17 protein-coding genes and 1 pseudogene are annotated in these 22,546 nt (G+C 33.8%); 6 read left to right on the plus strand and 12 right to left on the minus strand.

What is annotated here, in order from left to right; genetic code table 11:
- Positions 1–300: 300 nt before the first annotated feature.
- The 7 genes and pseudogenes from lgt to AAGV28_RS01460 form a co-directional block, all read right to left on the minus strand.
- Positions 301–1,227 (minus strand): prolipoprotein diacylglyceryl transferase, encoded by a 927-nt coding sequence (gene lgt / locus AAGV28_RS01430; protein WP_373405045.1) that lies wholly within the window; start codon positions 1,225–1,227, stop codon positions 301–303.
- A gap of 62 nt (positions 1,228–1,289) precedes the next feature.
- Entirely contained in the window at positions 1,290–1,538 is a 249-nt protein-coding gene (gene yidD / locus AAGV28_RS01435; protein WP_373405046.1) for a membrane protein insertion efficiency factor YidD, read from the minus strand.
- 65 nt (positions 1,539–1,603) lie between these two features.
- On the minus strand, positions 1,604–3,082 hold the full coding sequence (cysS, locus tag AAGV28_RS01440; protein ID WP_373405047.1) for a cysteine--tRNA ligase: 1,479 nt from the start codon (positions 3,080–3,082) through the stop codon (positions 1,604–1,606).
- Positions 3,083–3,119: 37 nt separating this feature from the next.
- Positions 3,120–3,508 (minus strand): annotated as a pseudogene (locus AAGV28_RS01445) (four helix bundle protein).
- 33 nt (positions 3,509–3,541) lie between these two features.
- Complete coding sequence (folE, locus tag AAGV28_RS01450; protein WP_373405048.1) at positions 3,542–4,213, minus strand: GTP cyclohydrolase I FolE; 672 nt, start codon at positions 4,211–4,213, stop codon at positions 3,542–3,544.
- Positions 4,214–4,406: 193 nt separating this feature from the next.
- Positions 4,407–5,600 carry a pyridoxal phosphate-dependent aminotransferase gene (locus AAGV28_RS01455; protein WP_373405049.1) on the minus strand — a complete coding sequence of 398 codons (1,194 nt, stop codon included), beginning with the start codon at positions 5,598–5,600 and terminating at the stop codon, positions 4,407–4,409.
- A 187-nt stretch (positions 5,601–5,787) separates the two neighbouring features.
- A complete protein-coding gene (locus AAGV28_RS01460) occupies positions 5,788–5,946 on the minus strand; it encodes a hypothetical protein (protein WP_373405050.1) in 159 nt (52 codons plus the stop codon).
- Between the two features lie 561 nt (positions 5,947–6,507).
- On the opposite strand from AAGV28_RS01460, the gene AAGV28_RS01465 reads away from it, so the two are divergent.
- A complete protein-coding gene (locus tag AAGV28_RS01465; RefSeq protein WP_373405051.1) occupies positions 6,508–8,733 on the plus strand; it encodes a TonB-dependent receptor family protein in 2,226 nt (741 codons plus the stop codon).
- Between the two features lie 78 nt (positions 8,734–8,811).
- On the opposite strand, the gene AAGV28_RS01470 is transcribed toward AAGV28_RS01465, so the two are convergent.
- Complete coding sequence (locus tag AAGV28_RS01470; protein ID WP_373405052.1) at positions 8,812–9,198, minus strand: DUF1573 domain-containing protein; 387 nt, start codon at positions 9,196–9,198, stop codon at positions 8,812–8,814.
- A 207-nt stretch (positions 9,199–9,405) separates the two neighbouring features.
- On the opposite strand from AAGV28_RS01470, the gene AAGV28_RS01475 reads away from it, so the two are divergent.
- On the plus strand, positions 9,406–12,099 hold the full coding sequence (locus AAGV28_RS01475) for a valine--tRNA ligase (RefSeq protein WP_373405053.1): 2,694 nt from the start codon (positions 9,406–9,408) through the stop codon (positions 12,097–12,099).
- A 132-nt stretch (positions 12,100–12,231) separates the two neighbouring features.
- Positions 12,232–12,756 (plus strand): hypothetical protein, encoded by a 525-nt coding sequence (locus AAGV28_RS01480; protein WP_373405054.1) that lies wholly within the window; start codon positions 12,232–12,234, stop codon positions 12,754–12,756.
- 54 nt (positions 12,757–12,810) lie between these two features.
- Here AAGV28_RS01480 and AAGV28_RS01485 read toward each other — a convergent pair whose 3' ends face one another.
- The gene (locus AAGV28_RS01485; RefSeq protein WP_373405055.1) at positions 12,811–13,761 is read right to left on the minus strand and encodes a TerC family protein; all 951 of its coding nucleotides are present in this window, start codon (positions 13,759–13,761) and stop codon (positions 12,811–12,813) included.
- A 125-nt stretch (positions 13,762–13,886) separates the two neighbouring features.
- Positions 13,887–14,903 carry a glutamine synthetase beta-grasp domain-containing protein gene (locus AAGV28_RS01490; RefSeq protein ID WP_373405056.1) on the minus strand — a complete coding sequence of 339 codons (1,017 nt, stop codon included), beginning with the start codon at positions 14,901–14,903 and terminating at the stop codon, positions 13,887–13,889.
- Positions 14,904–15,177: 274 nt separating this feature from the next.
- Here AAGV28_RS01490 and AAGV28_RS01495 point away from each other — a divergent pair, with 274 nt between their 5' ends.
- Entirely contained in the window at positions 15,178–17,367 is a 2,190-nt protein-coding gene (locus AAGV28_RS01495) for a glutamine synthetase III family protein (protein ID WP_373405057.1), read from the plus strand.
- A gap of 50 nt (positions 17,368–17,417) precedes the next feature.
- On the opposite strand, the gene AAGV28_RS01500 is transcribed toward AAGV28_RS01495, so the two are convergent.
- On the minus strand, positions 17,418–17,786 hold the full coding sequence (locus AAGV28_RS01500; protein WP_373405058.1) for a hypothetical protein: 369 nt from the start codon (positions 17,784–17,786) through the stop codon (positions 17,418–17,420).
- Between the two features lie 995 nt (positions 17,787–18,781).
- On the opposite strand from AAGV28_RS01500, the gene AAGV28_RS01505 reads away from it, so the two are divergent.
- A complete protein-coding gene (locus tag AAGV28_RS01505) occupies positions 18,782–19,960 on the plus strand; it encodes an AIR synthase related protein (protein ID WP_373405059.1) in 1,179 nt (392 codons plus the stop codon).
- A 67-nt stretch (positions 19,961–20,027) separates the two neighbouring features.
- Entirely contained in the window at positions 20,028–20,393 is a 366-nt protein-coding gene (locus tag AAGV28_RS01510) for a hypothetical protein (RefSeq protein WP_373405060.1), read from the plus strand.
- A gap of 55 nt (positions 20,394–20,448) precedes the next feature.
- Here AAGV28_RS01510 and AAGV28_RS01515 read toward each other — a convergent pair whose 3' ends face one another.
- Positions 20,449–22,344, minus strand: coding sequence for a heavy metal translocating P-type ATPase (locus AAGV28_RS01515; protein ID WP_373405061.1), 1,896 nt, complete (start codon positions 22,342–22,344; stop codon positions 20,449–20,451).
- Positions 22,345–22,546: the final 202 nt, after the last annotated feature.

Raw genomic sequence — 22,546 nt, forward strand, 5'->3', positions numbered from 1 at the left:
CTGTGGAGTTAGAAAAAAATTACCGCAGAGAGCGCTAAGTTTTTTACCCTTAGCTTTTATAAAAAGGCAAAAGTTCGCAAAGCTTTCTATTGATTTAGCTTTGCGAACTTTGTGCTTTTAGAAGCATTCTTAGTTAAAAATCTTTGCGTTCTCTGCGGTAAAAAAAAATTAGAGCGTATCGGTTTTATGTTTCTCCATAACATTTAGCGTTGATCCCTTTTTAAAATTTAAAATTTAACAGAATGAAAAATGCCGTCTAAGTTTAGTTAGACGGCATTTTATTATGATCAAAAAAGAGTATTATATTTTGATGGGCTTCTCTGCTGTAAATATAAAATAGAATCCGATAAGTATAAATGGGATACTCAACCATTGACCTGTAGAAAGCAATCCTAAGGCGTTTTCAAAACCGCCTTGACTTTCTTTAACTGCTTCGACTACCATGCGTACGGAGAATAATAGCACGAGGAAAAGTCCAAATAAGAAACCTGCTTTTTTTCTAGCTTCGGTTTTCCAATACAAGAAAAATAAGACAGCAAAAACAAAAACATAGCAAACAGCCTCGTATAATTGTGCTGGATGTTTAACAGGAACTTGTCCTAGTAAATCAGCAAATTTTGGATCTGTTGCAATAGCAGTATAAGCTTCTTTAGGATTTGAAATTTGTGTTGCATTTACAGCATCTGATTTGCTGTAATAATCGTGAAGAAATTTTATTCCAAATGGAGAGTTAGTTTCTTTTCCAACAATTTCTGAATTGAAAAAATTACCCAATCTCACAAAAATAGCTCCGCTCGCTACAGCAATTACTACGCGGTCTAAAATCCAAAGTAAGGGTCTTTTTAGGATTTTTTTACTGTAATAATACATTGCAACTATAATCGATATTGCAGCACCATGACTTGCTAATCCCTGAAAACCTGTAAATTCAAATTTAGGGCTAAATCTAAATGGTAGGAAAATTTCAAGTAAATGATTTCTAAAATATTCCCAATCGTAAAAGAGAACATGTCCTAGTCTGGCGCCAATTAATGTGGCAAGAACAGTCCATACAAATAGAGAATCGAGCTTTTCTATGGATTCATTTTCGCGTTCGAAAATATTTTTCATGATGTACCAGCCCAATCCAAAAGCAACTACAAACATTAGGCTGTAAAATCGAATTACAAAAAAACCTAAGTCTATACCTTCGGAGGGATTCCATACGATAGTTAAAGCGTGTATCATGTATTTTTTGTTTTATGGTTGTAAAAATAAATATTTAAAGTAAAACCAGTACTAATTAAAGGTTAATGTTTGTGATTGCATCTTTTTTCGGGAACGGGATCATAGCCGCTTTTTCCCCAGGGATGACAGCTAAAGATTCTTTTTAAACCCAAATAACCACCATAAAATAAACCGTGAGTTTTTAAAGCTTCAATCATATAAGCGGAACAAGTAGGTGTAAATCTACAGCTTGCAGGTGTTAAGGGTGAGATTACCAACTGGTAGAAACGCACCAATACAATAAACGGAAAAATGATAATTTTTGAAAACATTTTTATGGGTTTATAGAATGCTTTTGGTATTCATAAAAAAAACATTTTCATTATGGTTATCAAAATCAAATACTAAAACTAGTTCCTTCTTTGCTGTCTTTAAGTTGGATTCCTAAAGCAAGCAATTGATCTCTAATATGATCTGACATGGCAAAATCTTTATCGGCACGTGCCTTGTTTCGCATATCAATTAACATATTTATAGTTCCTTCTAGTTTGTCGTTACTGCTATCAGCTGATTTTTGATTTTCAAGACCCAGAACATCATATACAAAAGAATGCATTGTTGTGGCAAGAATTTCTAGATCGGCTGCGTTAATGGTTTCTTTGTTTTCTTTCAATAGATTAATGAAACGTACGCCTTCGAATAATTGTGCAATTAAAATAGGTGTGTTGAAATCATCATTCATTGCATCGTAACAAAGTTGCTTCCAGCTAGCAATATCTAAACTGCTGTTTGGACTAATATTTATTTGATTTAAAGAATCAACCGCTTCCATTAATCTTTTGTATCCTTTTTCGGCAGCTACAATAGCATCGTCTGAGAAATCAAGAATACTTCTATAATGTGCTTGCAGCATGAAAAAGCGTGCTACAGAAGCTGGGAAAGCTTTGCTAAGAATAGTGTTTTTTCCAGATAAAATTTCGCCTGGTAAAATATTATTTCCAGTGGATTTTGCCATTTTCTTACCGTTTAAAGTAAGCATATTAGCGTGCATCCAATAATTGACAGGTGTTTGTCCAGTGCAAGCTTCGTTTTGAGCAATTTCACATTCGTGGTGTGGGAATTTTAAATCCATTCCGCCTCCGTGAATGTCAAAATGATTGCCAAGATATTTGGTGCTCATGGCGGTACATTCTAAATGCCAGCCAGGGAAACCGTCGCTCCATGGCGAAGGCCAACGCATGATGTGTTGTGGTTCGGCTTTTTTCCATAAGGCAAAATCTTGCGGATTTCTTTTGTCCGATTGTCCGTCAAGATCTCTTGTATTGGTAAGCATGTCTTCAATATTGCGACCGCTTAATTTTCCGTAATGATTGGTTTTGTTGAATTTTACTACATCAAAATAAACAGAGCCATTAGCTTCGTAGCCAATTCCGGAATCAATTATTTTTTTGATAATTTCAATTTGCTCAATAATATGACCTGTTGCGGTAGGTTCGATACTTGGAGGCAAGAAGTTGAATGCTTTTAGAATTTCATGAAAATCGACAGTGTAACGCTGCACGACTTCCATAGGTTCTAATTGTTCTAAACGTGCTTTTTTAGCAATTTTATCTTCTCCTTCATCAACATCATCCACGATGTGTCCTACATCGGTAATGTTTCTAACATATCTTACTTTGTAACCTAAATGAATGAAATATCTAAAAATCACATCAAAAGACATAAAAGTTCTTAGATTCCCAAGATGTACATTACTGTAAACAGTGGGTCCGCAAACATACATTCCAATGCTGCCTTCGTTGATAGGTACAAAAGTTACTTTTTCTCCAGAAAGGGAATTGTATATTTTTAGTGTTTGAGTATTGTAAAGTGACATGTTCAACGTATTGTTTGTTGTTTTTGGTTGTGAAGTGTTATTTGAATTTTAGGTCTTTGATTTCACAGTTATTAAGATAGTTCATCATTGCGCCAATTTTGTTCTTTACCAGCTCAATCTTTTCGTTTAATTGTAAATGTTGTTCTTGGGTAATTCATTTTTTGTCGAAAGCTCTATAAGATTGTGATTTTACTTCTCCAGCAGAACCTTTTGCAATGCTTAAAAATTAATGACTTCTCTGTTGCCATTTCGCTCAAAGCCTTCAGCGATATTATCCATGATTGAACCAGAACTTCTGTCAATTTGATCTTTCAAAGAATAATTTGTTTTTAAATTTGTCGCTTGTATTAGATATTCAATTTGTTAACAGATTTCTCGTGCTAATCTCCAAATTTCTAAATCTTCAAATTTTTGTATTTTTCCCATGACAACAAACAATATACAACAAACGATAAACTATTAAAATTTTGTTTCTAATTTGATATAGTCTAAAAATTCTCTTCTAGATTGTTCTTCTTTGAATTTCCCTCCAAATTCAGAGGTAACAGTACTGCTTTCGATATCGCTAATTCCTCTTGAGTTTACACAAAGATGTTTTGCATCAATAACACAGGCTACATCTTGGGTTCCTAAAGCTCTTTGTAATTCTTGTACAATTTGCATGGTAAGACGTTCTTGTACTTGAGGTCTTTTAGCATAATATTCTACAATACGGTTCATTTTTGATAAACCAATTACAGTACCATTAGATATATAAGCTACATGAGCTCTACCGATAATGGGTAATAAATGGTGTTCGCAAGTAGAATAAACAATAATGTTTTTTTCGACTAACATTTCTCCGTATTTGTAGTTGTTGTCAAAGGTAGAGGCTTTTGGTTTTTTGGCTGGATTTAATCCCCCAAAAATCTCCTTTACAAACATTTTTGCTACACGATTGGGTGTGCCTTTTAAGCTATCATCGGTTAAGTCCATTCCTAGTGTTAGAAGAATGTTTTCGACGTCTTTTTTAATTCTATCAATTTTTTCATCATCCGAAATTTCAAAAGCATCGGCTCTCATCGGATTTTTTGCACTTGAACCAATATGATTGTCTCCTATTTCGTCGTGCAGTTCTTCATTTTGTATCATTAAATACTACTATTATAGTGGGTGTATATTTTAAAGGCGTAAAGATAATTAATATATACTAAAGAATTTCTATAGCTTTTGATAAAAATAGTTCTTTTTAGTTACCATTTTTGGGGTTGCTTTAAACACCAAAGACAATAACTTTAAAAAGGCTATTGTCTTTGTTGAGGGGTTTTTAAGCTAGATTTTGTATTTATCTCGCATTGTAAGCTGCTATAGCGTGTTTTAAAATATGAACTGATTTTATTAGGTCTTCTTTCTTTAGAACATAAGCAATACGCACTTGATTGAGTCCCATTCCTGGAGTGGAGTAAAATCCAGCTGCAGGAGCTATCATTACCGTTTCGCCATCTAATTCATAACTTTCAAGCAACCATTTAGCAAAGTCTTCGGTGTTCTCTACGGGTAATTGAACAATACAATAAAAAGCAGCTTTAGGTTTATTAACCACAACGCCTTCAATTTTATGAAGTTCGTTAATCAAAGTATCTCTTCTGGATTTGTATTCTTCAATTACATCGTCAAAATAACTTTGAGGGGTATCTATAGCGGCTTCGCAAGCAATTTGCTCAATTGTTGGTGGGCACAAACGAGCTTGTGCAAATTTCATTGCTGTAGCAATAACTTGTTTGTTTTGGGTAACCATACATCCAATTCTTGCTCCACACATGCTGTATCTTTTAGAAACAGAGTCAATCATGATTACGTTTTGCTCTTTTCCTTCTAAGTTCATTACAGAGAAAAAGGGATCGCCATCATAAATGAATTTACGATATACTTCATCCGAAATCAAAAACAAATCATATTTTTTGACCAAATCACCAAGTTGTTGAATCTCAGTTTCAGAATATAAATTACCTGTTGGGTTACTAGGATTGCAAATTAATATTGCTTTTGTTTTAGGTGTTATGGCTTTTTCGATAACATCAATTGTAGGTAAGGCAAAACCATTTTCGATGGTGGTACTTACAGCAACAACTGTTGCACTAGATTCTTCTGAAAAAGCATGGTAATTAGCATAAAAAGGTTCTGGGATAATAATCTCATCTCCAGGATCCATAATGCTTCCTAAAGCAAATAACAAAGCTTCAGAACCACCAGTAGTAATCATAATGTCTTCAAAATTGATAGCAATATCCTGATCAACATAAAACTGGGCCAGTTTTCTGCGGTAACTTTCATATCCAGCAGATGGGCCATACTCAATAATATCCATATCGATATTTTTGATGGCTTGAATGGCTAATTCTGGACTTTTTATATCGGGTTGACCTATGTTTAAGTGATATACTTTTAGGCCTTTCTTGTTCGCTATATCAGCAAATGGTGCCAATTTACGAATTGGCGATTCAGGCATTTTTCGGCCTCTTATTGAAATCTCAGGCATGTTAATAAAAATTTGCTACAAATTTGCGATTTTTTTTTCGAAATAGCCTACCGATAGTTTTACAATTTGATAATATATCTTTTAAAAAGGTAATTTTTATGTAAACGACCTTCAAAGAAAAAAATATTCCTTTTTTTTCTTTTACGTTTTGCTATTTCTGTTTTTTTGCAAATAGGTTTGAATTTGGCTATTCGAAATGCTCTAGTTTTACGCTTCCAGCCCAGATAATCAATAAATTAATTTTTAGTCCTTTTGAAGTTAATGGAGTAATGTTGTTGTTCGATTCAGTTGTCGAAGCTACTGTTTTTGTTTGGCTTATAAACACTAGAGAATAAATCTTAATCATGTGAAAAAATAAGCAATAGCGTTTTAGGTAATATAGAACCAATTGTTAATGACTTATGTCTAATGGAAATTTGTTGACCATGAATAATGGGCTATTCCAAAGATGATTTTATTACTCAAAATTTTAGATTTCTTATTTAATTTCTCCAGTTTTATTAGCCTACCTTAAAAGTAAATGGAATAATTGTTTAAGTAGTGAAAACCATATTATATAGTATTTTGAAACGATTTAATGTTGTTTAAGACAGTAGCTTGTTGTTGTTTAAGCCAATAATACCTCTTTTGACTTTACGACTTGGATTGTATAGCGATAGTGTTTTAATTGTTCAATATTAAATGATTCACTACTTTAAAAACAGAAATATTGACTGGTTTTTTTGCTCTAAAAGAAGTTAAAAATTAATAATTCGCCTTGTTTTTTTGATTTAAGCTTATTTTTTTGTTAAAAAAACGAGTATTTTTTATTTTTATCCAATCTTAATAAAATATCCTATTTGAAATTTGTCTAAATAACATTAACGGATTATTTTTGCGCTGTAGAATTAATCTAAATAAAATATAAATGAAATATTTAATGCTCGCCTTTAGTTCTTTATTTGTAAGTTTCGCTTTTTCGCAGAACAAGAGGACTTCCGTGCCAAAAGACACTTTAAAAACGCTAAAAGAAGTAGTTATTTCTGCTAATCAAATTATTGGAAGTAAATTTGAAGCAATTAATAAAACGGGTTCTGCATCCTATATTTCAGCAGAAGATTTACAAAAATTTAATTATACTGATATTAATCGGGTTCTTAGAACAGTAACTGGTGTTAATGTATATGAGGAAGATGGTTTTGGGTTAAGGCCAAACATCAGTTTGAGAGGGACTTCTCCAGATCGAAGTGCCAAAATTACTTTAATGGAAGACAATGTGTTAATTGCTCCAGCTCCTTACAGTGCTCCAGCTGCTTATTATTTTCCTTCGGTGGCTAGAATGAGTGCTGTTGAGATTTTAAAAGGAAGTAGCCAAATTCAATACGGACCATTTACAACTGGCGGGACTATTAATTTTGTTTCAGCACCTATACCATCTAAATTTAGTGGAGGTTTTTTAGCCGATTACGGAAGCTTTAATACCGCAAGAACAGCTGCAAATGTGGGGATTTCAAACGAGAGATTGGGTGCGGTAGTACAATTTTTGAATTATAATTCAGATGGTTTTAAAGATTTACCAAGTGGTGCTAACACAGGATTTGATAAAAATGATGTTATGGCTAAATTTAGAGTACAATCTAAAAGAACTAGTAAGATTTATAATGCGCTTGAGTTTAAGATGGTCTATGCAGATGAAGACGCTAACGAAACGTATCTTGGTTTAACAGAGGAGGATTTTGAAAAATCACCATTTATGCGTTACTCTGGTTCTGAAAAAGATAAAATTACTACTAAAAACAATCAATTTTCTATAACTCATACATTAAAAACGAGTAACTATTTTAGTATAGCTACTACTGCTTATCGCAATAAGTTTGCTAGAAATTGGTACAAATTAAACGATGTTCGATTTGGTGGAACAACTTATGCAATTGCTGATATATTAGAAAATCCATCTGCTAATGCTTTAGCTTTTGACTATATTACAGGCGCACAAAATTCTCCAGAAAATGCCTTAAGAGTTAGAGCTAACAACAGAGAATATCTTGCACAAGGTGTACAAACAAAATTTGATTTTCATTTTTTAACTGGAAATGTTTTCCACGACCTTGAGTTTGGAGCAAGGTATCATGAAGACAGTGAAGATCGTTTTCAATGGAATGATAATTATGCGATGGTTAATGGTTCAATGGTATTGAATACAGCAGGAAATCCCGGTTCGCAGGATAATAGGATTGCTTATGCAGAGGCTTTAGCAGCACATGTTCTTTACAAAATTAGGTATGATAATTTAACTGTAACACCAGGAATTAGATTTGAAACTATAGATTTAAGAAATGAAAATTACGGTACAAATGATTTAAGTAGAACGGGGGGGAATTTAGTGAAAAATGACAATCATTTAAAAATTTGGCTTCCAGGTATCGGTGCTGATTATAAAATAAATAGTAATTTATCCTTATTTGGTGGTGTTCATAAAGGTTTTGCTCCACCAACCAATACGCCTGGTACTCAAGCTGAAAAAAGTATTAATTATGAGTTAGGTTCCCGATTTAAATATAAAAAGTTTTTTGGAGAATTTGTAGCTTATTTCAATGATTATTCTAATTTGCTAGGCAGTGATCTGGCCGCAAGTGGAGGAAGTGGTACTTTAGATCAATTTAATGCAGGTGAAGTAAATGTAGGAGGTGTTGAACTGTCTTTAAATTATCAGGTATTAAATGAGGGAAGCAAATTGAAATTGCCAGTATCTTTTGGATATACATTAACGGATAGCGAATTTGTAAACACTTTTGCAAGCACTGATGGGATTTGGGGAACTATTGAAAAAGGAGATGAGATGCCTTATATTTCTAAACATCAGTTCAATGCATCAATCGCATTAGAGCATGCGAAATTTGAGTTGATCTTAGCGGCGCGTTTTAATGGAGAATTTAGGACTATCGCTGGTCAGGGAACCATCCCAAATGAGTTTTCTGTTCCAAATAATACTGTGGTTGATTTTGCTTCAAAATATAGATTCAACAAAAATTTCAGCTTGACTGGAAATATTAATAACTTGTTCGATACTAATTATTTAGTTTCCAGAGTGCCTGCTGGACTCAGACCAGGGATGCCGTTTAGTGCTTCGATTGGAATTGCTGCACAGTTTTAATTCACAAGAATTTGATAATAAAAAAATCGTCTCGATATTATTTCTGAGACGATTTTTTTTGTAAAAGAAGGTTTAGAGTTATGAACTAACTTCTCCCTTAATTTTTAAAGGAATTCGACCATCATCATAATTAATGGCGTTAGATTCTACAGTAATGGTTTTTCTAATTGGCCCCGGAACCATATTGTATTTTATGTCAATTTTACTAGATTTCCCAGGTTGAACTGTTTCGTTTTGTTTTGATAAAACGGTACAGCTTGTTGTGGATTGAATGGAGTAAATAATTAATGGTGCATCGCCAGTATTTGTATATTCAAAAGAGCGAATACCGTTATCATTCTTTTTGCTGATTGTTCCATAATCAATAGTGTTGTTTTTAGCTTTGAACTCTATTTTTGCTCCTTTTTGAGCAAACCCAATACTGCTAAACAATAAAATAGTTATAATTGTAGTAATTTTTCTCATTTTTTAATAATCTTATAGAAAGTAAATATACTTTGTTTTAATTAGTACACAAATTTTTATTTCCCTTTTTATAGTGTACTTAATTATTTACTTTTGTTCCCGATATAAATTACAAAAATCAGACCAAAGTAAATGGTTTATTTGTTGATGTGTTTATCTGTTTAGCCACATCCACAAATTAACAAATAAACGAATCAACATAGAAAAATGACAATTCCCGCACAATTTGACGCTAAAACGATAGAACAAAAATGGTATGACTACTGGATGAAAAACAATTATTTTCACTCAGAACCAGACCATAGAACACCATACACCATTGTTATTCCTCCACCAAATGTGACAGGAGTTTTGCACATGGGACACATGTTAAACAATACCATACAGGATGTTTTAATTCGAAGAGCACGTCTAAAAGGTTTCAATGCCTGCTGGGTTCCGGGAACGGATCACGCTTCTATTGCAACAGAGGCTAAAGTGGTTGCCAAATTAAAAGCAGAAGGAATCAATAAAAACGATTTAACGCGTGAAGAATTTCTAAAACACGCTTGGGAATGGACGGATAAATATGGAGGCACAATCTTGGAGCAGCTTAAAAAATTAGGTGCTTCTTGCGATTGGGAAAGAACTAAATTTACGATGGATCCTGATATGTCAGCCTCTGTAATTAAGTCATTTGTTGATTTGTATAATAAAGGATTAATCTACAGAGGTTACCGAATGGTAAATTGGGATCCTGAAGCGAAAACGACTTTGTCTGACGAAGAAGTTATTTATGAAGAACAACAAGGAAAATTATTTTTCTTAAAATATAAAATCCTCACCCCAGCCCTCTCCGAAGGAGAGGGAGCCGAATCGCTTGACTCCCCTCCTTCGGAGGGGTCGGGGGAGGAATTTTTGACTGTTGCTACAACCCGTCCGGAAACTATTTTTGGAGATACTGCTATTTGTATCAACCCAAATGATGAGCGTTTTGCCCATTTGAAAGGGAAGAAAGCTATTGTGCCAATTTGTGGTCGTGTAATTCCGATTATTGAAGATGAATATGTAGATGTAGAATTTGGAACAGGATGTTTGAAAGTAACTCCTGCTCACGATATGAATGACAAAACACTGGGAGAAAAACACAATCTTGAAATCGTTGATATTTTTAATGAAGATGCTACGCTAAATAGTTTTGGATTGCATTATCAAGGAAAAGATCGTTTTGTTGTTCGTACTGAAATTGCAAAAGAATTAGAAGAAATTGGAGCTTTGGCGAAGACCGAAATCCATTTGAATAAAGTAGGAACATCTGAAAGAACTAAAGCGGTAATCGAACCAAGATTATCCGATCAATGGTTTTTGAAAATGGAAGATTTGGTAAAACCAGCAATCCAATCTGTTTTGGTTGATGGCGATATTAAATTGCACCCCGCTCGTTTTAATAACACCTATGCACATTGGTTGAATAATATCCGCGATTGGAATATCTCGCGTCAATTATGGTGGGGACAACAAATTCCTGCATATTATTACGGAGATGGGAAAGAAGATTTTGTGGTTGCTGAAAACATAGATGAGGCTTTGGCTTTAGCTAAAGAAAAAACTTCAAACTCCCAACTTCAAACTTCCGACTTGAAACAAGATGTTGATGCGCTAGATACTTGGTTCTCTTCCTGGCTTTGGCCAATGTCTGTTTTTGGTGGAATAATGGATCCAGAAAGTGCCGATTATAAATATTATTATCCAACCAATGATTTGGTAACGGGTCCAGATATTTTGTTTTTCTGGGTGGCTCGAATGATTATTGCAGGTTATGAATATGCAGGTGAAAAACCATTCACCAATGTGTATTTGACCGGTTTGGTTCGTGACAAACAACGTCGTAAGATGTCTAAATCATTAGGGAATTCTCCTGATCCTTTAGACCTGATCGAGAAATTTGGTGCCGATGGTGTTCGTGTAGGATTGCTTTTGAGTGCTTCGGCAGGAAACGATATTATGTTTGATGAGGAATTATGTAATCAAGGAAAAGGATTTTCGAATAAGATTTGGAATGCCTTCAAATTGATCAAAGGTTGGGAAGTTTCAGAAGCTATTCCGCAACCAGAATCATCAAAAGTAGCGGTCGAATGGTACGAGGCAAAATTGCAACAAACTTTAGTTGATATCGAAGATAATTTTGAAAAATACAGAATTTCCGATTCTTTAATGGCGATTTACAAATTGGTTTGGGATGATTTCTGTTCTTGGTTTTTAGAGATGATAAAGCCAGCGTATCAACAGCCAATTGATAAAGCTACGTTTGATAAAGCAATCGAAATGTTAGAAAGTAATTTGAAATTGTTACATCCTTTCATGCCGTTTTTGACTGAGGAAATTTGGCATTTAATAGCTGACAGAACTCCGGAAGAAGCTTTAATTGTTTCGATTTGGCCAGCATTAAAACCATATAATGCGACTTTAATTACTGATTTTGAAAATACTATTGAAGTGATTTCAGGAATTAGAACCATTAGAAAAGATAAAAACATTCCGTTTAAAGATGCTATCGAACTGAAAGCCATCAACAGCGAGAATATTTCAACTTATTTTGATGCTATCGTAACCAAATTAGGAAATATTGCTGCTTTCGAATATGTTGCTGCAAAAGTAGATGGAGCCTTATCTTTCCGTGTAAAATCTAACGAATATTTTATTCCGATTGCTGGAAATATCGATGTTGAAGCGGAGATTAAGAAATTAGAAGAAGAATTACAATACACCCAAGGTTTCTTAAAATCAGTTCAGGCAAAATTATCTAATGAGAAATTTGTTAACGGTGCGCCAGAAAAAGTTTTAGCTAACGAAAAACAAAAAGAAGCGGATGCGCTAGCAAAAATTGCAACAATTGAGCAGAGTTTGGCTGGGTTGAAATAAATTATTACTTAATTTTACAAAAAGAGATCAAAATAAAGTATATTTATATTGGTCTCTTTTTTTATGCTAAATAAATTTTGGCACAATTAATGACTACTAAATTCCATACCTTAACCATTTAAAATTTATATCATGAAAAAAATAATAACACTTTTTGCGGTAGTAGTTGGTCTTTTTGCGTTTTCTAGTTGTACTACTACGGATGATAACTTTCAAGAGGATTTTGATACATATCCTTATGCATTTGAAATAAAGAATGTTGATTTAGGGAGAGTAGCAGATAATGAATATAATTTGAGAAGTACTTTTCAGTTTGAAATTAATGATAATTTACGTGACGATGAAACGGTTTTAATTTACAGATTAACTAGTACAATTAACTCAAATACTCCTGTTTGGCAATTGATTCCTAGAACTATTTATTTTAATAATGGTGATTTGGTTGATTACTTTTTTGATTTTAGTAAAGTTGATTTTTTTATTACCGCTAGAGCTAATTTTAATTTGCTAAACAGACGAGAATATATTGATGATCAAACTTTTAGAATAGTTCTTATTCCATCTGATTTGGCTGCCACAATGGATACCAATAATTATTTGGAAGTAATGAATACACTAAAATTATCTGAAAATCAGGTTAAAAAAGTAAAATTATAATTTACATAGTTAAGTAAAAAAAAAAGGAAATCGAGCGATTTCCTTTTTTTGTTTTTATACTTTTCTATTTCGTTTTTCTTTTTGAAGTGAAGCAATAATTCCTGATATAAGAGCTGCTGCAATAAAGGCTAAAGAAACCCATTCTGGAAGGTGGATAAATTTATGAAGTATCATTTTTAATCCTACAAAGGTTAAAATGGCAATCAAACTGTATTCTAGGTAACTGAATTTTTCTAGCATATTGGCCAAGAAGAAATACATAGAACGCAGTCCTAAAATGGCAAAAATATTCGAACTAAATACTAAAAAAGGATCGGAAGTTATGGCTAAAATGGCGGGTACGCTATCTAATGCAAAAATAACATCCATAACCTCAATAAGTATTAAAGCTACAAATAATGGAGTAGCGGTTTTAATATTATTGATTTTTACAAAAAAATGTTCTCCATCAATTTTGGTGGTAACAGGGGTTACTTTTCTTAAGTATTTGTATATAACGGAATTTTGAGGGTTGTATTCGTGGTCTTCTTTCGTGAAAAACATTTTGATGGCGGTGTAAATCAAGAAAGCGCCAAATAAATAAGTAGTCCAGGCAAATTTATTGATAATCATAACGCCAAAATAGATCATAAGCCCTCTAAAAACAATAGCACCAATGATTCCCCAAAACAATACACGATGTTGGTATTTTTTAGGAATTCTAAAAGAAGAAAAGATAATGGCAATTACAAAAATATTATCGATACTAAGTGAAAGTTCAATGAGGTAACCTGTAATGTATTTCATCGAAGCGACCATCGGTTTTAGTTGGTCGGGATTGTCTACATAGTTGTTTTGATAAAGCCAATACACTACAGCTGAAAATAGAAATGATAATGAAACCCAGATTCCAGTCCATTTACCAGCTTCTTTTGAGCTGATTTCGTGAGGGGTTTTGTTAAAAACTCCCAAATCTAGAGCTAGGAATAATAAAATAGCACTTATAAAACAAATCCAAACTATCATAATATTTAATTTATATTATTGCAAAGATAGTTTTTTGTAGATAGGTTTGATTTAAGAATTTGAAATTAAAATATAAAAAAAATGCCTCCATTTCTGAAGGCATTTTTAATTTTATAATTAAGGAATTACAACGCAGATTTAACTGTTTTGATAATTCTTGCAGCAATTTTGTATGGATCACCGTTAGAAGCTGGTCTTCTATCTTCTAGCCAACCTTTCCAGCCTTTTTGAACTGTAATAAGTGGAATACGGATTGAAGCTCCTCTATCAGATACTCCGTAAGAGAAATCATTAATAGAAGCGGTTTCGTGTTTACCAGTTAAACGTTGATCGTTGTAAGCTCCGTAAACAGCAATGTGCTCTTTAGTTACCGGACGGAAAGCCTCACAGATTCTTTCGTAAGTTGCTTGGTCTCCACATGTTCTTAATACTTCGTTAGAGAAGTTAGCGTGCATACCTGAACCATTCCAGTCAGTATCACCAAGTGGTTTTGGGTGGTATTCAATATAGTAACCGTATTTCTCAGTCAAACGATCTAATAGGTAACGAGCAATCCAGATTTCATCACCAGCTTTTTTAGCCCCTTTAGCGAATAATTGGAATTCCCATTGTCCACAAGCAACTTCTTGGTTGATTCCTTCGAAGTTCAAACCTGCATCAATACATAAATTAGCGTGCTCTTCCACTAAAGCTCTACCGTGAGTGTTTTTTCCACCTACTGAACAGTAGTACATTCCTTGAGGAGCTGGGTAACCACCTACTGGGAAACCTAATGGTAATAAAGTTTTAGTATCCATGATGAAATATTCTTGTTCGAAACCAAACCAGAAATCATCATTGTCATCATCAATAGTAGCTCTACCGTTTGAAGGGTGTGGTGTTCCATCAGCATACATAACTTCAGACATAACTAAGTATCCGTTAATACGATCTGGATCAGGGTAAATAGCAACAGGAACTAAAAGACAGTCAGAAGATCCTCCTTCAGCTTGTTTTGTAGAAGAACCGTCAAATGACCAGTTTCCAATTTCTTCTAAAGTTCCTTGAAAGTTTTCGTGCTCTTCAACTTTAGTTTTACTTCTAAGATTTTGAGTCGGTTCGTATCCGTCTAACCAAATGTACTCTAACTTTATTTTAGCCATAATAATATAAATTAATTTTCTTTATTTTAACTGAGGTGCAAATATATAATATTTTTTTTAGTGCTGAAAATCTTGGGGTCTCTTTTGTTTGAATGAATGTTATTTTTCAGATTACTATATTTTGAATGGGGGTATATTTAAAAAAAAGCAATTTTGAACCTAAATAAAAAGCAAATTGATAATGCTGCACAAGGATTTTTATTTTAGATTCTTTATATTTGTAATTATTAATTAGAAATTGTGTATTAACAATTTTAAAAAAAAACAATCTATAATGTCAACAATTCGTTTTCAAGCACTAAGAGAAGCATCTAGTAGAAAAGCAGTACATTTTGAAGAAACAGATAGAAAATCAAGCATTTTTGGTTCCAATGTATTTAATGAAAAAGCAATGAAGCAATATTTGACTTCGGACGCCTTTAAGGCAGTACAAGGTGCAATTCAACATGGAACAAAAATAGATAGAAAATTAGCCGATTACATTGCCATGGGAATGAAAGAATGGGCTTTATCAAAAGGCGTTACACATTACACTCATTGGTTTCAACCTTTAACAGGGACTACAGCCGAAAAGCACGATGCTTTTTTTGAAACCTCTTATGATGGTAGTGATCCTGTAGAAAAATTTGGAGGAGCACAATTAGTTCAGCAGGAACCAGATGCTTCTAGTTTTCCAAATGGAGGAATTAGAAATACTTTTGAAGCCAGAGGGTACACTGCCTGGGATCCTACTTCTCCAGCATTTATATATGGTACTACTTTATGTATTCCTACGGTTTTTATTTCATATACAGGAGAGGCTTTAGATAACAAAATTCCGTTATTAAGAGCTTTAGCAGTAATGGATGAAGCAGCCACTGAAGTTTGTCGTTATTTTGATAAAAATGTAAAAAAGGTTACTGCAACATTGGGATGGGAACAAGAATATTTCTTAGTTGATAAAGCTTTGGCTCATTCTCGTCCTGATTTAATGATGACTGGAAGAACTTTATTAGGACATACTTCTGCAAAAGGACAACAATTAGACGATCACTATTTTGGTTCTATTCCAACACGTGCTTTGACTTATATGCGTGACTTAGAACAAGAATGTATGTTGCTTGGAATTCCGGTTAAAACCCGTCATAATGAAGTAGCGCCCAATCAATTTGAATTGGCTCCTATTTTCGAAGAAACAAATCTAGCAGTAGATCATAACTGTCTTTTGATGGATGTGATGCAAAAAGTAGCAGAACGTCACGACTTCATCGTTTTATTCCACGAAAAACCTTTTAAAGGTGTAAACGGTTCAGGAAAACACAACAACTGGTCATTGGCAACAGATACAGGAGTGAATCTTTTGAGTCCAAGTAAAACACCAATGAGTAATTTGCAGTTTTTGACTTTCTTTATCAATACCATCAAAGCGGTAAATGATTATGAAGAGTTGTTGCGTGCTTCGATTGCAACGGCAAGTAACGACCATCGTTTAGGAGCTAATGAAGCGCCACCTGCTATTATTTCGGTATTTATTGGAGAACAATTAACTAAGGTCTTGGCTGAATTAGAAAGTGTAACAACAGGAAAATTATCACCAGAAGAGAAAACCGATTTAAAATTAAACGTAGTTGGGAAAATTCCAGAGGTAATTTTAGATAATACAGATAGAAACAGAACCTCGCCGTTTGCTTTTACAGGAAACAAATTTGAGTTTAGAGCAGTAGGTTCTTCGGCAAACTGTTCTAATTCGATGACTACTTTAAATGCAATAGTGGCTAAGCAATTAAGAGACTTTAAAGTAGAAGTGGATGCTTTGATTGATTCGAAAGCAATGAAAAAAGACGATGCTATTTTTAATGTTTTGAGAGAGTATATTAAAGTTTCTAAAAATATTCTTTTTGAAGGCGACGGTTATAGCGAAGCTTGGGAAAAGGAAGCAAAGAAAAGAGGTTTGAGTAATTTTAAAACTACGCCTGAAGCTTTGAAAGCGAGAGCATCAAAAAGAGCCTTGGATTTGTTTTCTGAATTAGGAATTATGAATCAAGTAGAAGTTGAAGCGCGTTACGAAATTGAATTAGAAGAATACGCTAAGAAAATCCAGATTGAAAGTAGGATTTTAGGAGATATTTCAAAAAATCATGTGATTCCAACAGCCATTCGTTACCAAAATACTTTGATTGAAAATGTAAAAGGTTTGAAAGATATCTTTGGAAATGAATTTGAATCGATTGCTAAAGAGCAAATAGGTTTGATAAAAGAAATTTCGCTTCACATTGAAGAAATTAATGCAAAAGTGGAGGAAATGCGTAACGAAAGAAAAACGGCAAACATGATGACGGATGCTCAAAAAACAGCTGAGGCTTATTGCAATAAAGTAAAACCGTATTTTGAAATCATTAGAACGCACTGTGATAAATTAGAACTATTAGTGGATAATGAATTGTGGACACTCACTAAATACAGAGAGTTGCTGTTTACAAAATAATAAGATTTTTTTAATGAAAATGCCTCTTCCATTTTGGGAGAGGCATTTTTTTAATTCACTTTATCGGATAGCTCCGCACCAGCTTTAAACTTTACTTTAGATGACGGTTCGTTTGTGTCTAAATTGTCAGTGTCTGCTGGTTTTGCCTGCCCTTTCGTGTTGGAGCGGGAGGTATTGATGTTGGTTTTTTGTTGATGATTTGGCATTTCTTCTGATGAAATGTCTTCACTGTTTTCTTTTACTGTGCTTTTGTTGCTTCGGGCGGTATTGTGATTCGCTTTTTGCTGCAGGCTGTCAGTTGGTTTTACTGTTTTATTTTTGATATTGGAGCGAGAAGTGTTGATGTTGGCTTTTTCAGTTTGTGCATTCGAGAGAGCGATGAAAAAGAGGGTCAGTACTAAGGTGAATAGATTTTTCATAAGTAAAGGTTTTTTTATTTAAATTCAATCCAAATGTAATTCATACTAAGTTAGTCGAAAGTTTTAAAGTCGTAAGTCAAAAGAGTCTTTATTGACTTAAACAACATTATAACGTTTCAAAATACGACATTATATAGTTTTTACTACTTAATTTATATTTGTTAAACTTATATCAACAGCGCTTTTAAAATGTTACCCCATTTTAGGAGTTATTTTTCAACAGCAGAAAAACAAGTGTCAAATTATATAATTCTACCAAATTTAATGATTTTTCTTCAAACTAAGTAAGTGGAAAGTTTTAAAGTTGTAAAGTCAAAAGAAGCTTTATGGGCGCAAACAACTACAAGCTACTGTTTTAAGCAACTTGATATCGTTTCAAAATACGACATTAACCCGTTGGGTGAAATTTTCAAAAACGTCAATGGTAGTGTTTTTTGCGTAATGAAATGAAGCCAAAAATGTATCGAGAACCGTTTTCTATTCAATATTTTCTTGTTCTCGATACAAATTTTCCGAAAAAGCTGTCGCGTTTTCTGAAAATTCACTCGAACTGACGAAAATTTAATATCCAAAAACAATTTCACCCAACGAGTGACATTATATAGTTTTTACCACTTATTAAGCGAAGTAAGAATATTACAAATCTTATTTTTTTAAATGCCTAAATGATTTGATTTTTTTGAAATTCACACAAAAGCCACTGTAAACTAATTTATACATTGTGTAACTGTTTCAGTATTATCTAATTGTTTTTTTGGGATTATTTCCCGCTATTCTTCGTTAATTTTATTCAAAAATAAGTTAGTTATTCTTTCAAAATTTGTCTTGACTATCGGAAAATAATCTTCTAAAAAAATCTAATATCTAAAATTTAAACAGTTACTGAATGTTTTTAGAATACTAGTCAAAGAGGGTTTGCTACAACCCAAAAAAAAGATTTATATTTGCCCCATCCTCCTTTAATGGATAAGTAACAAAATTACACACTTATAATAATGAGTTCAGATACTTCAAAAAGATATGCACAACGTGGTGTTTCGGCATCCAAAGAAGATGTACACAACGCTATAAAAAATATAGATAAAGGATTATTTCCTCAGGCATTTTGTAAAATTGTCCCTGATTATCTAACTCAAGACGATGAGTATTGTCTTATCATGCATGCTGATGGTGCAGGAACTAAATCTTCATTGGCTTACATGTATTGGAAAGAAACCGGTGATATTTCGGTTTGGAAAGGTATTGCTCAAGATGCTTTAATCATGAATATTGACGATTTGTTGTGTGTAGGTGCAACCGATAACATTTTGCTTTCCTCTACAATTGGAAGAAATAAAAACCTAATTCCTGCCGAAGTCATTTCGGCAATCATCAACGGGACTGAAGAATTAATCAAAGAATTAGCTTCTTTTGGAGTGAGTATTCATTCTACAGGTGGAGAAACTGCTGATGTGGGTGATATTGTTCGAACAATCATTGTAGATTCTACAGTTACGGCACGAATGAAACGTTCTAAGGTTATTGATAATGCTAACATTAAAGCAGGTGATGTAATCGTTGGACTGGAGTCTTTCGGTCAGGCTTCTTACGAAAAAAGCTATAATGGCGGAATGGGAAGCAACGGATTAACATCGGCGCGTCATGATGTTTTCGGGAAATATTTGGCAACAAAATATCCAGAAAGTTACGATGCTGCAGTTCCAGAAGAACTAATCTATTCAGGTCAGGTAAAATTGACGGATGCAGTAGAAAATTCTCCAATCGATGCTGGACAATTAGTGCTTTCGCCAACGCGTACTTATGCACCTATTATCAAGAAAATTTTAGATCAGTATTCTTCGAATGAAATTCACGGAATGGTGCACTGTAGTGGTGGAGCGCAAACTAAGATTTTACATTTCGTAGATAATTTACATATTATAAAAGACAATTTGTTCGCAGTTCCACCATTGTTCCAATTAATTCAGGAACAATCAAAAACAGATTGGAAAGAAATGTATCAGGTTTTCAACTGCGGACACCGAATGGAAATTTATGTTCCAGAAGCTGTGGCTCAGGATATCATAGCCATTTCAAAATCATTCAATGTCAATGCACAAATTGTAGGACGTGTTGAAGCTGCCGAAACTAAGAAATTAACTATTTCTAGCGAATACGGTACTTACGAATATTAATTCATCCAATACAATGATTGGAAGGTTTTTTAATCTTTCAATTTTTTAATCTTTTCAATTTTTATAGATGTACGAATTAGTTTTTTGGAATTATTTAGAAGGTGTTTATTTGAATCATCAAGAGGTTTATGAAGCGATTGATGAACAAGAAACCATTGAAGGTTTAGAACCACTTCCTGTTGCCGTTATTATCAACCGAATTGCTTCGGTGTTTTCTAAATGGGAACGAGTAGATGAAAATAGCTGGAAAAACAACGATGGCGTAGGCGCTTTTCAAGTAAAAACGACACCTCAAACGGTCGCAATAGATTGTTACGGGACCTCGGGTAAAACCATGGATAAATTAGTAGATATTATGGACGAATTCAAATGTCCACTTTTTGATCCTCAAATTCCAGCTCGTTATGATGAAATGTACGAGGAGGAAGAATAAAAACACAAAAGCGTTAAGAATCAAAACTTAACGCTTTTTTTATGATAAGAGAAAATTAAGCTTTCGTTTTTTCGAATCGCATTAAATTCAAACTAAACAAAATCACGATTAATGTAACCCCTACATCGGCAGCAATGGCTAAGGCAAGATTGCTGTATCCAAAAATAGCTAACAAAATAAATACTAATTTACTAGCAATAGCTCCAAAGGTGTTAATCTTGATTTGTTTCATTGTTTTTTTACTTAATCGGATAAGAAAAGGAATTAATGAAAGTTGGTCGTTCATCAGTGCAATATTAGCGGTTTCTATAGCGGTATCACTTCCCGCAGCTCCCATTGCGATTCCTACGGTGCTTATAGCCAATGCCGGAGCATCATTGATTCCGTCTCCTACCATAGCCACTTTGTCATACTGCTGTAAAAGTGCTTTCATTTCTTCTGATTTTTGTTCAGGTAGTAAACCACCAAAAACTTTTGTAATCCCCACTTGTCTTGCTACAAAATGAGCCGTTTTTTCGCTATCACCCGTTAGCATAATTACATCAATATTTTGTTCTTGCAATTGTTGTATCGCTGTAAAACTATCAGGTTTAATTTTATCTGTTAGACCAATAATCCCCGCTACACCTTTACCAAAACTGACAACGACACTTGTTTTTCCTTCGGTAGATAATTGTGCCACAATTTTTTCAACTTCAGGAGATACTTCGTGGTATTCTCTAATGAATTCTAATTTGCCCACCATTAAAGTATCTAAGTTTGAAATACTACATTTTGCAGTAGCTCCTTTGCCCATAATACTTTTAAAATCTTTCACCGGATGAGGTTCAAAACCTTCGGCTTCACTTGCTAATACAATGGCTTGCGCTAAGGGATGTTCCGAATATATTTCGGCACCAGCAGTACAGGAAAGTAATTCTTTCCGGCTGGTTCCTATTAGCGGAAAAACATCTGAAACCACTGGAGTTCCATAAGTAATGGTTCTGGTTTTGTCAACAGCAATCGCTTGAATTTGAGCTAAGGCTTCAATGTATTTTCCACCTTTTATCAAAGCGCCTTTTGCGGAAGCGTTACCTATAGCAGCATAAATGGCTACAGGAGTTGAAATTACCAAAGCACAGGGACAAGCAATTACTAAAAGTGTAATGGCTTGTGTTAGCCAATGATTAAAATCCTGATCCATTACAACTACGGGAACAGTAAAAATTAAAATCGCTAAAACAATAATAATAGGAGTGTATAGTTTTGAAAAACGCTGAATAAACTTTTGAGTTTCACTTTTGGCAGCTCCAGCTTCATAAGTAAGTTGGATGATTCTTGCAAAAGTAGTATCGGTAGAAAGTTTAGTGGTGGTTATTTCGAGAAAACCGTTGGTATTGATGGTGCCTGCAAAAACAGAATTTCCTATTTGTTTTTCTTTCCCAATAGGTTCACCCGTAATGGCCGATTCGTCTATCCTACTTTCGCCAAAAGAAATTTTTCCGTCTAGCGGAATAATATCGCCAGCTTTGATTTGGATAATAGTTCCAATTTTGATGTTGTCGATGGGAACATTTTGTTGCTCTGATTTTACAAATGCTGTTTTGGGTACGCTTTGAATTAATTTATCTAATGCTGATTTTGAATTTTCTAGCCCAATGTCTTCCAGTCTTTCGCCTAAAACATAAAGTACAATAACCACAGCGGCTTCGGGGTATTGACCTAAATATAAGGCGGCAATAACCGCAATGGTCATTAATAAATTGATGCTGCTAAAATTGAGTTTAATAAGAGATTGAAGTCCGTTGAGGATAACCTTATGACCAATTCCGATAATAAATATAAAGAAAATAAACGGAGCATAAGGCATGGGAAGGTTAATCCCTAATAATGATAGAATTTCTAAGACAACTACAGTACTGACCGATAGGAGTAAAAAAAGAAATTTTTTATCTTGGAAAGGTAAGTTCATGATAATGATGATTTTTTTCGAAAAAAATGATAAAATAGAATATGATCTCGAATTTTTTTGAGCAAAATTGCTCTTGGTACTAGCATTACCATTGTGAACTAATTTACTGAAAAAGTACCTTATCGAGCTTAACTTTAGTAAAATCTTAAGATTATAAATTCTAAAAAGGCTCGAGATGTGAAAAAGTTTACGAACTTTGGGC

Origin of the sequence: Flavobacterium zubiriense (genome assembly GCF_041729725.1) — a bacterium.
Lineage (GTDB): Bacteria > Bacteroidota > Bacteroidia > Flavobacteriales > Flavobacteriaceae > Flavobacterium > Flavobacterium zubiriense.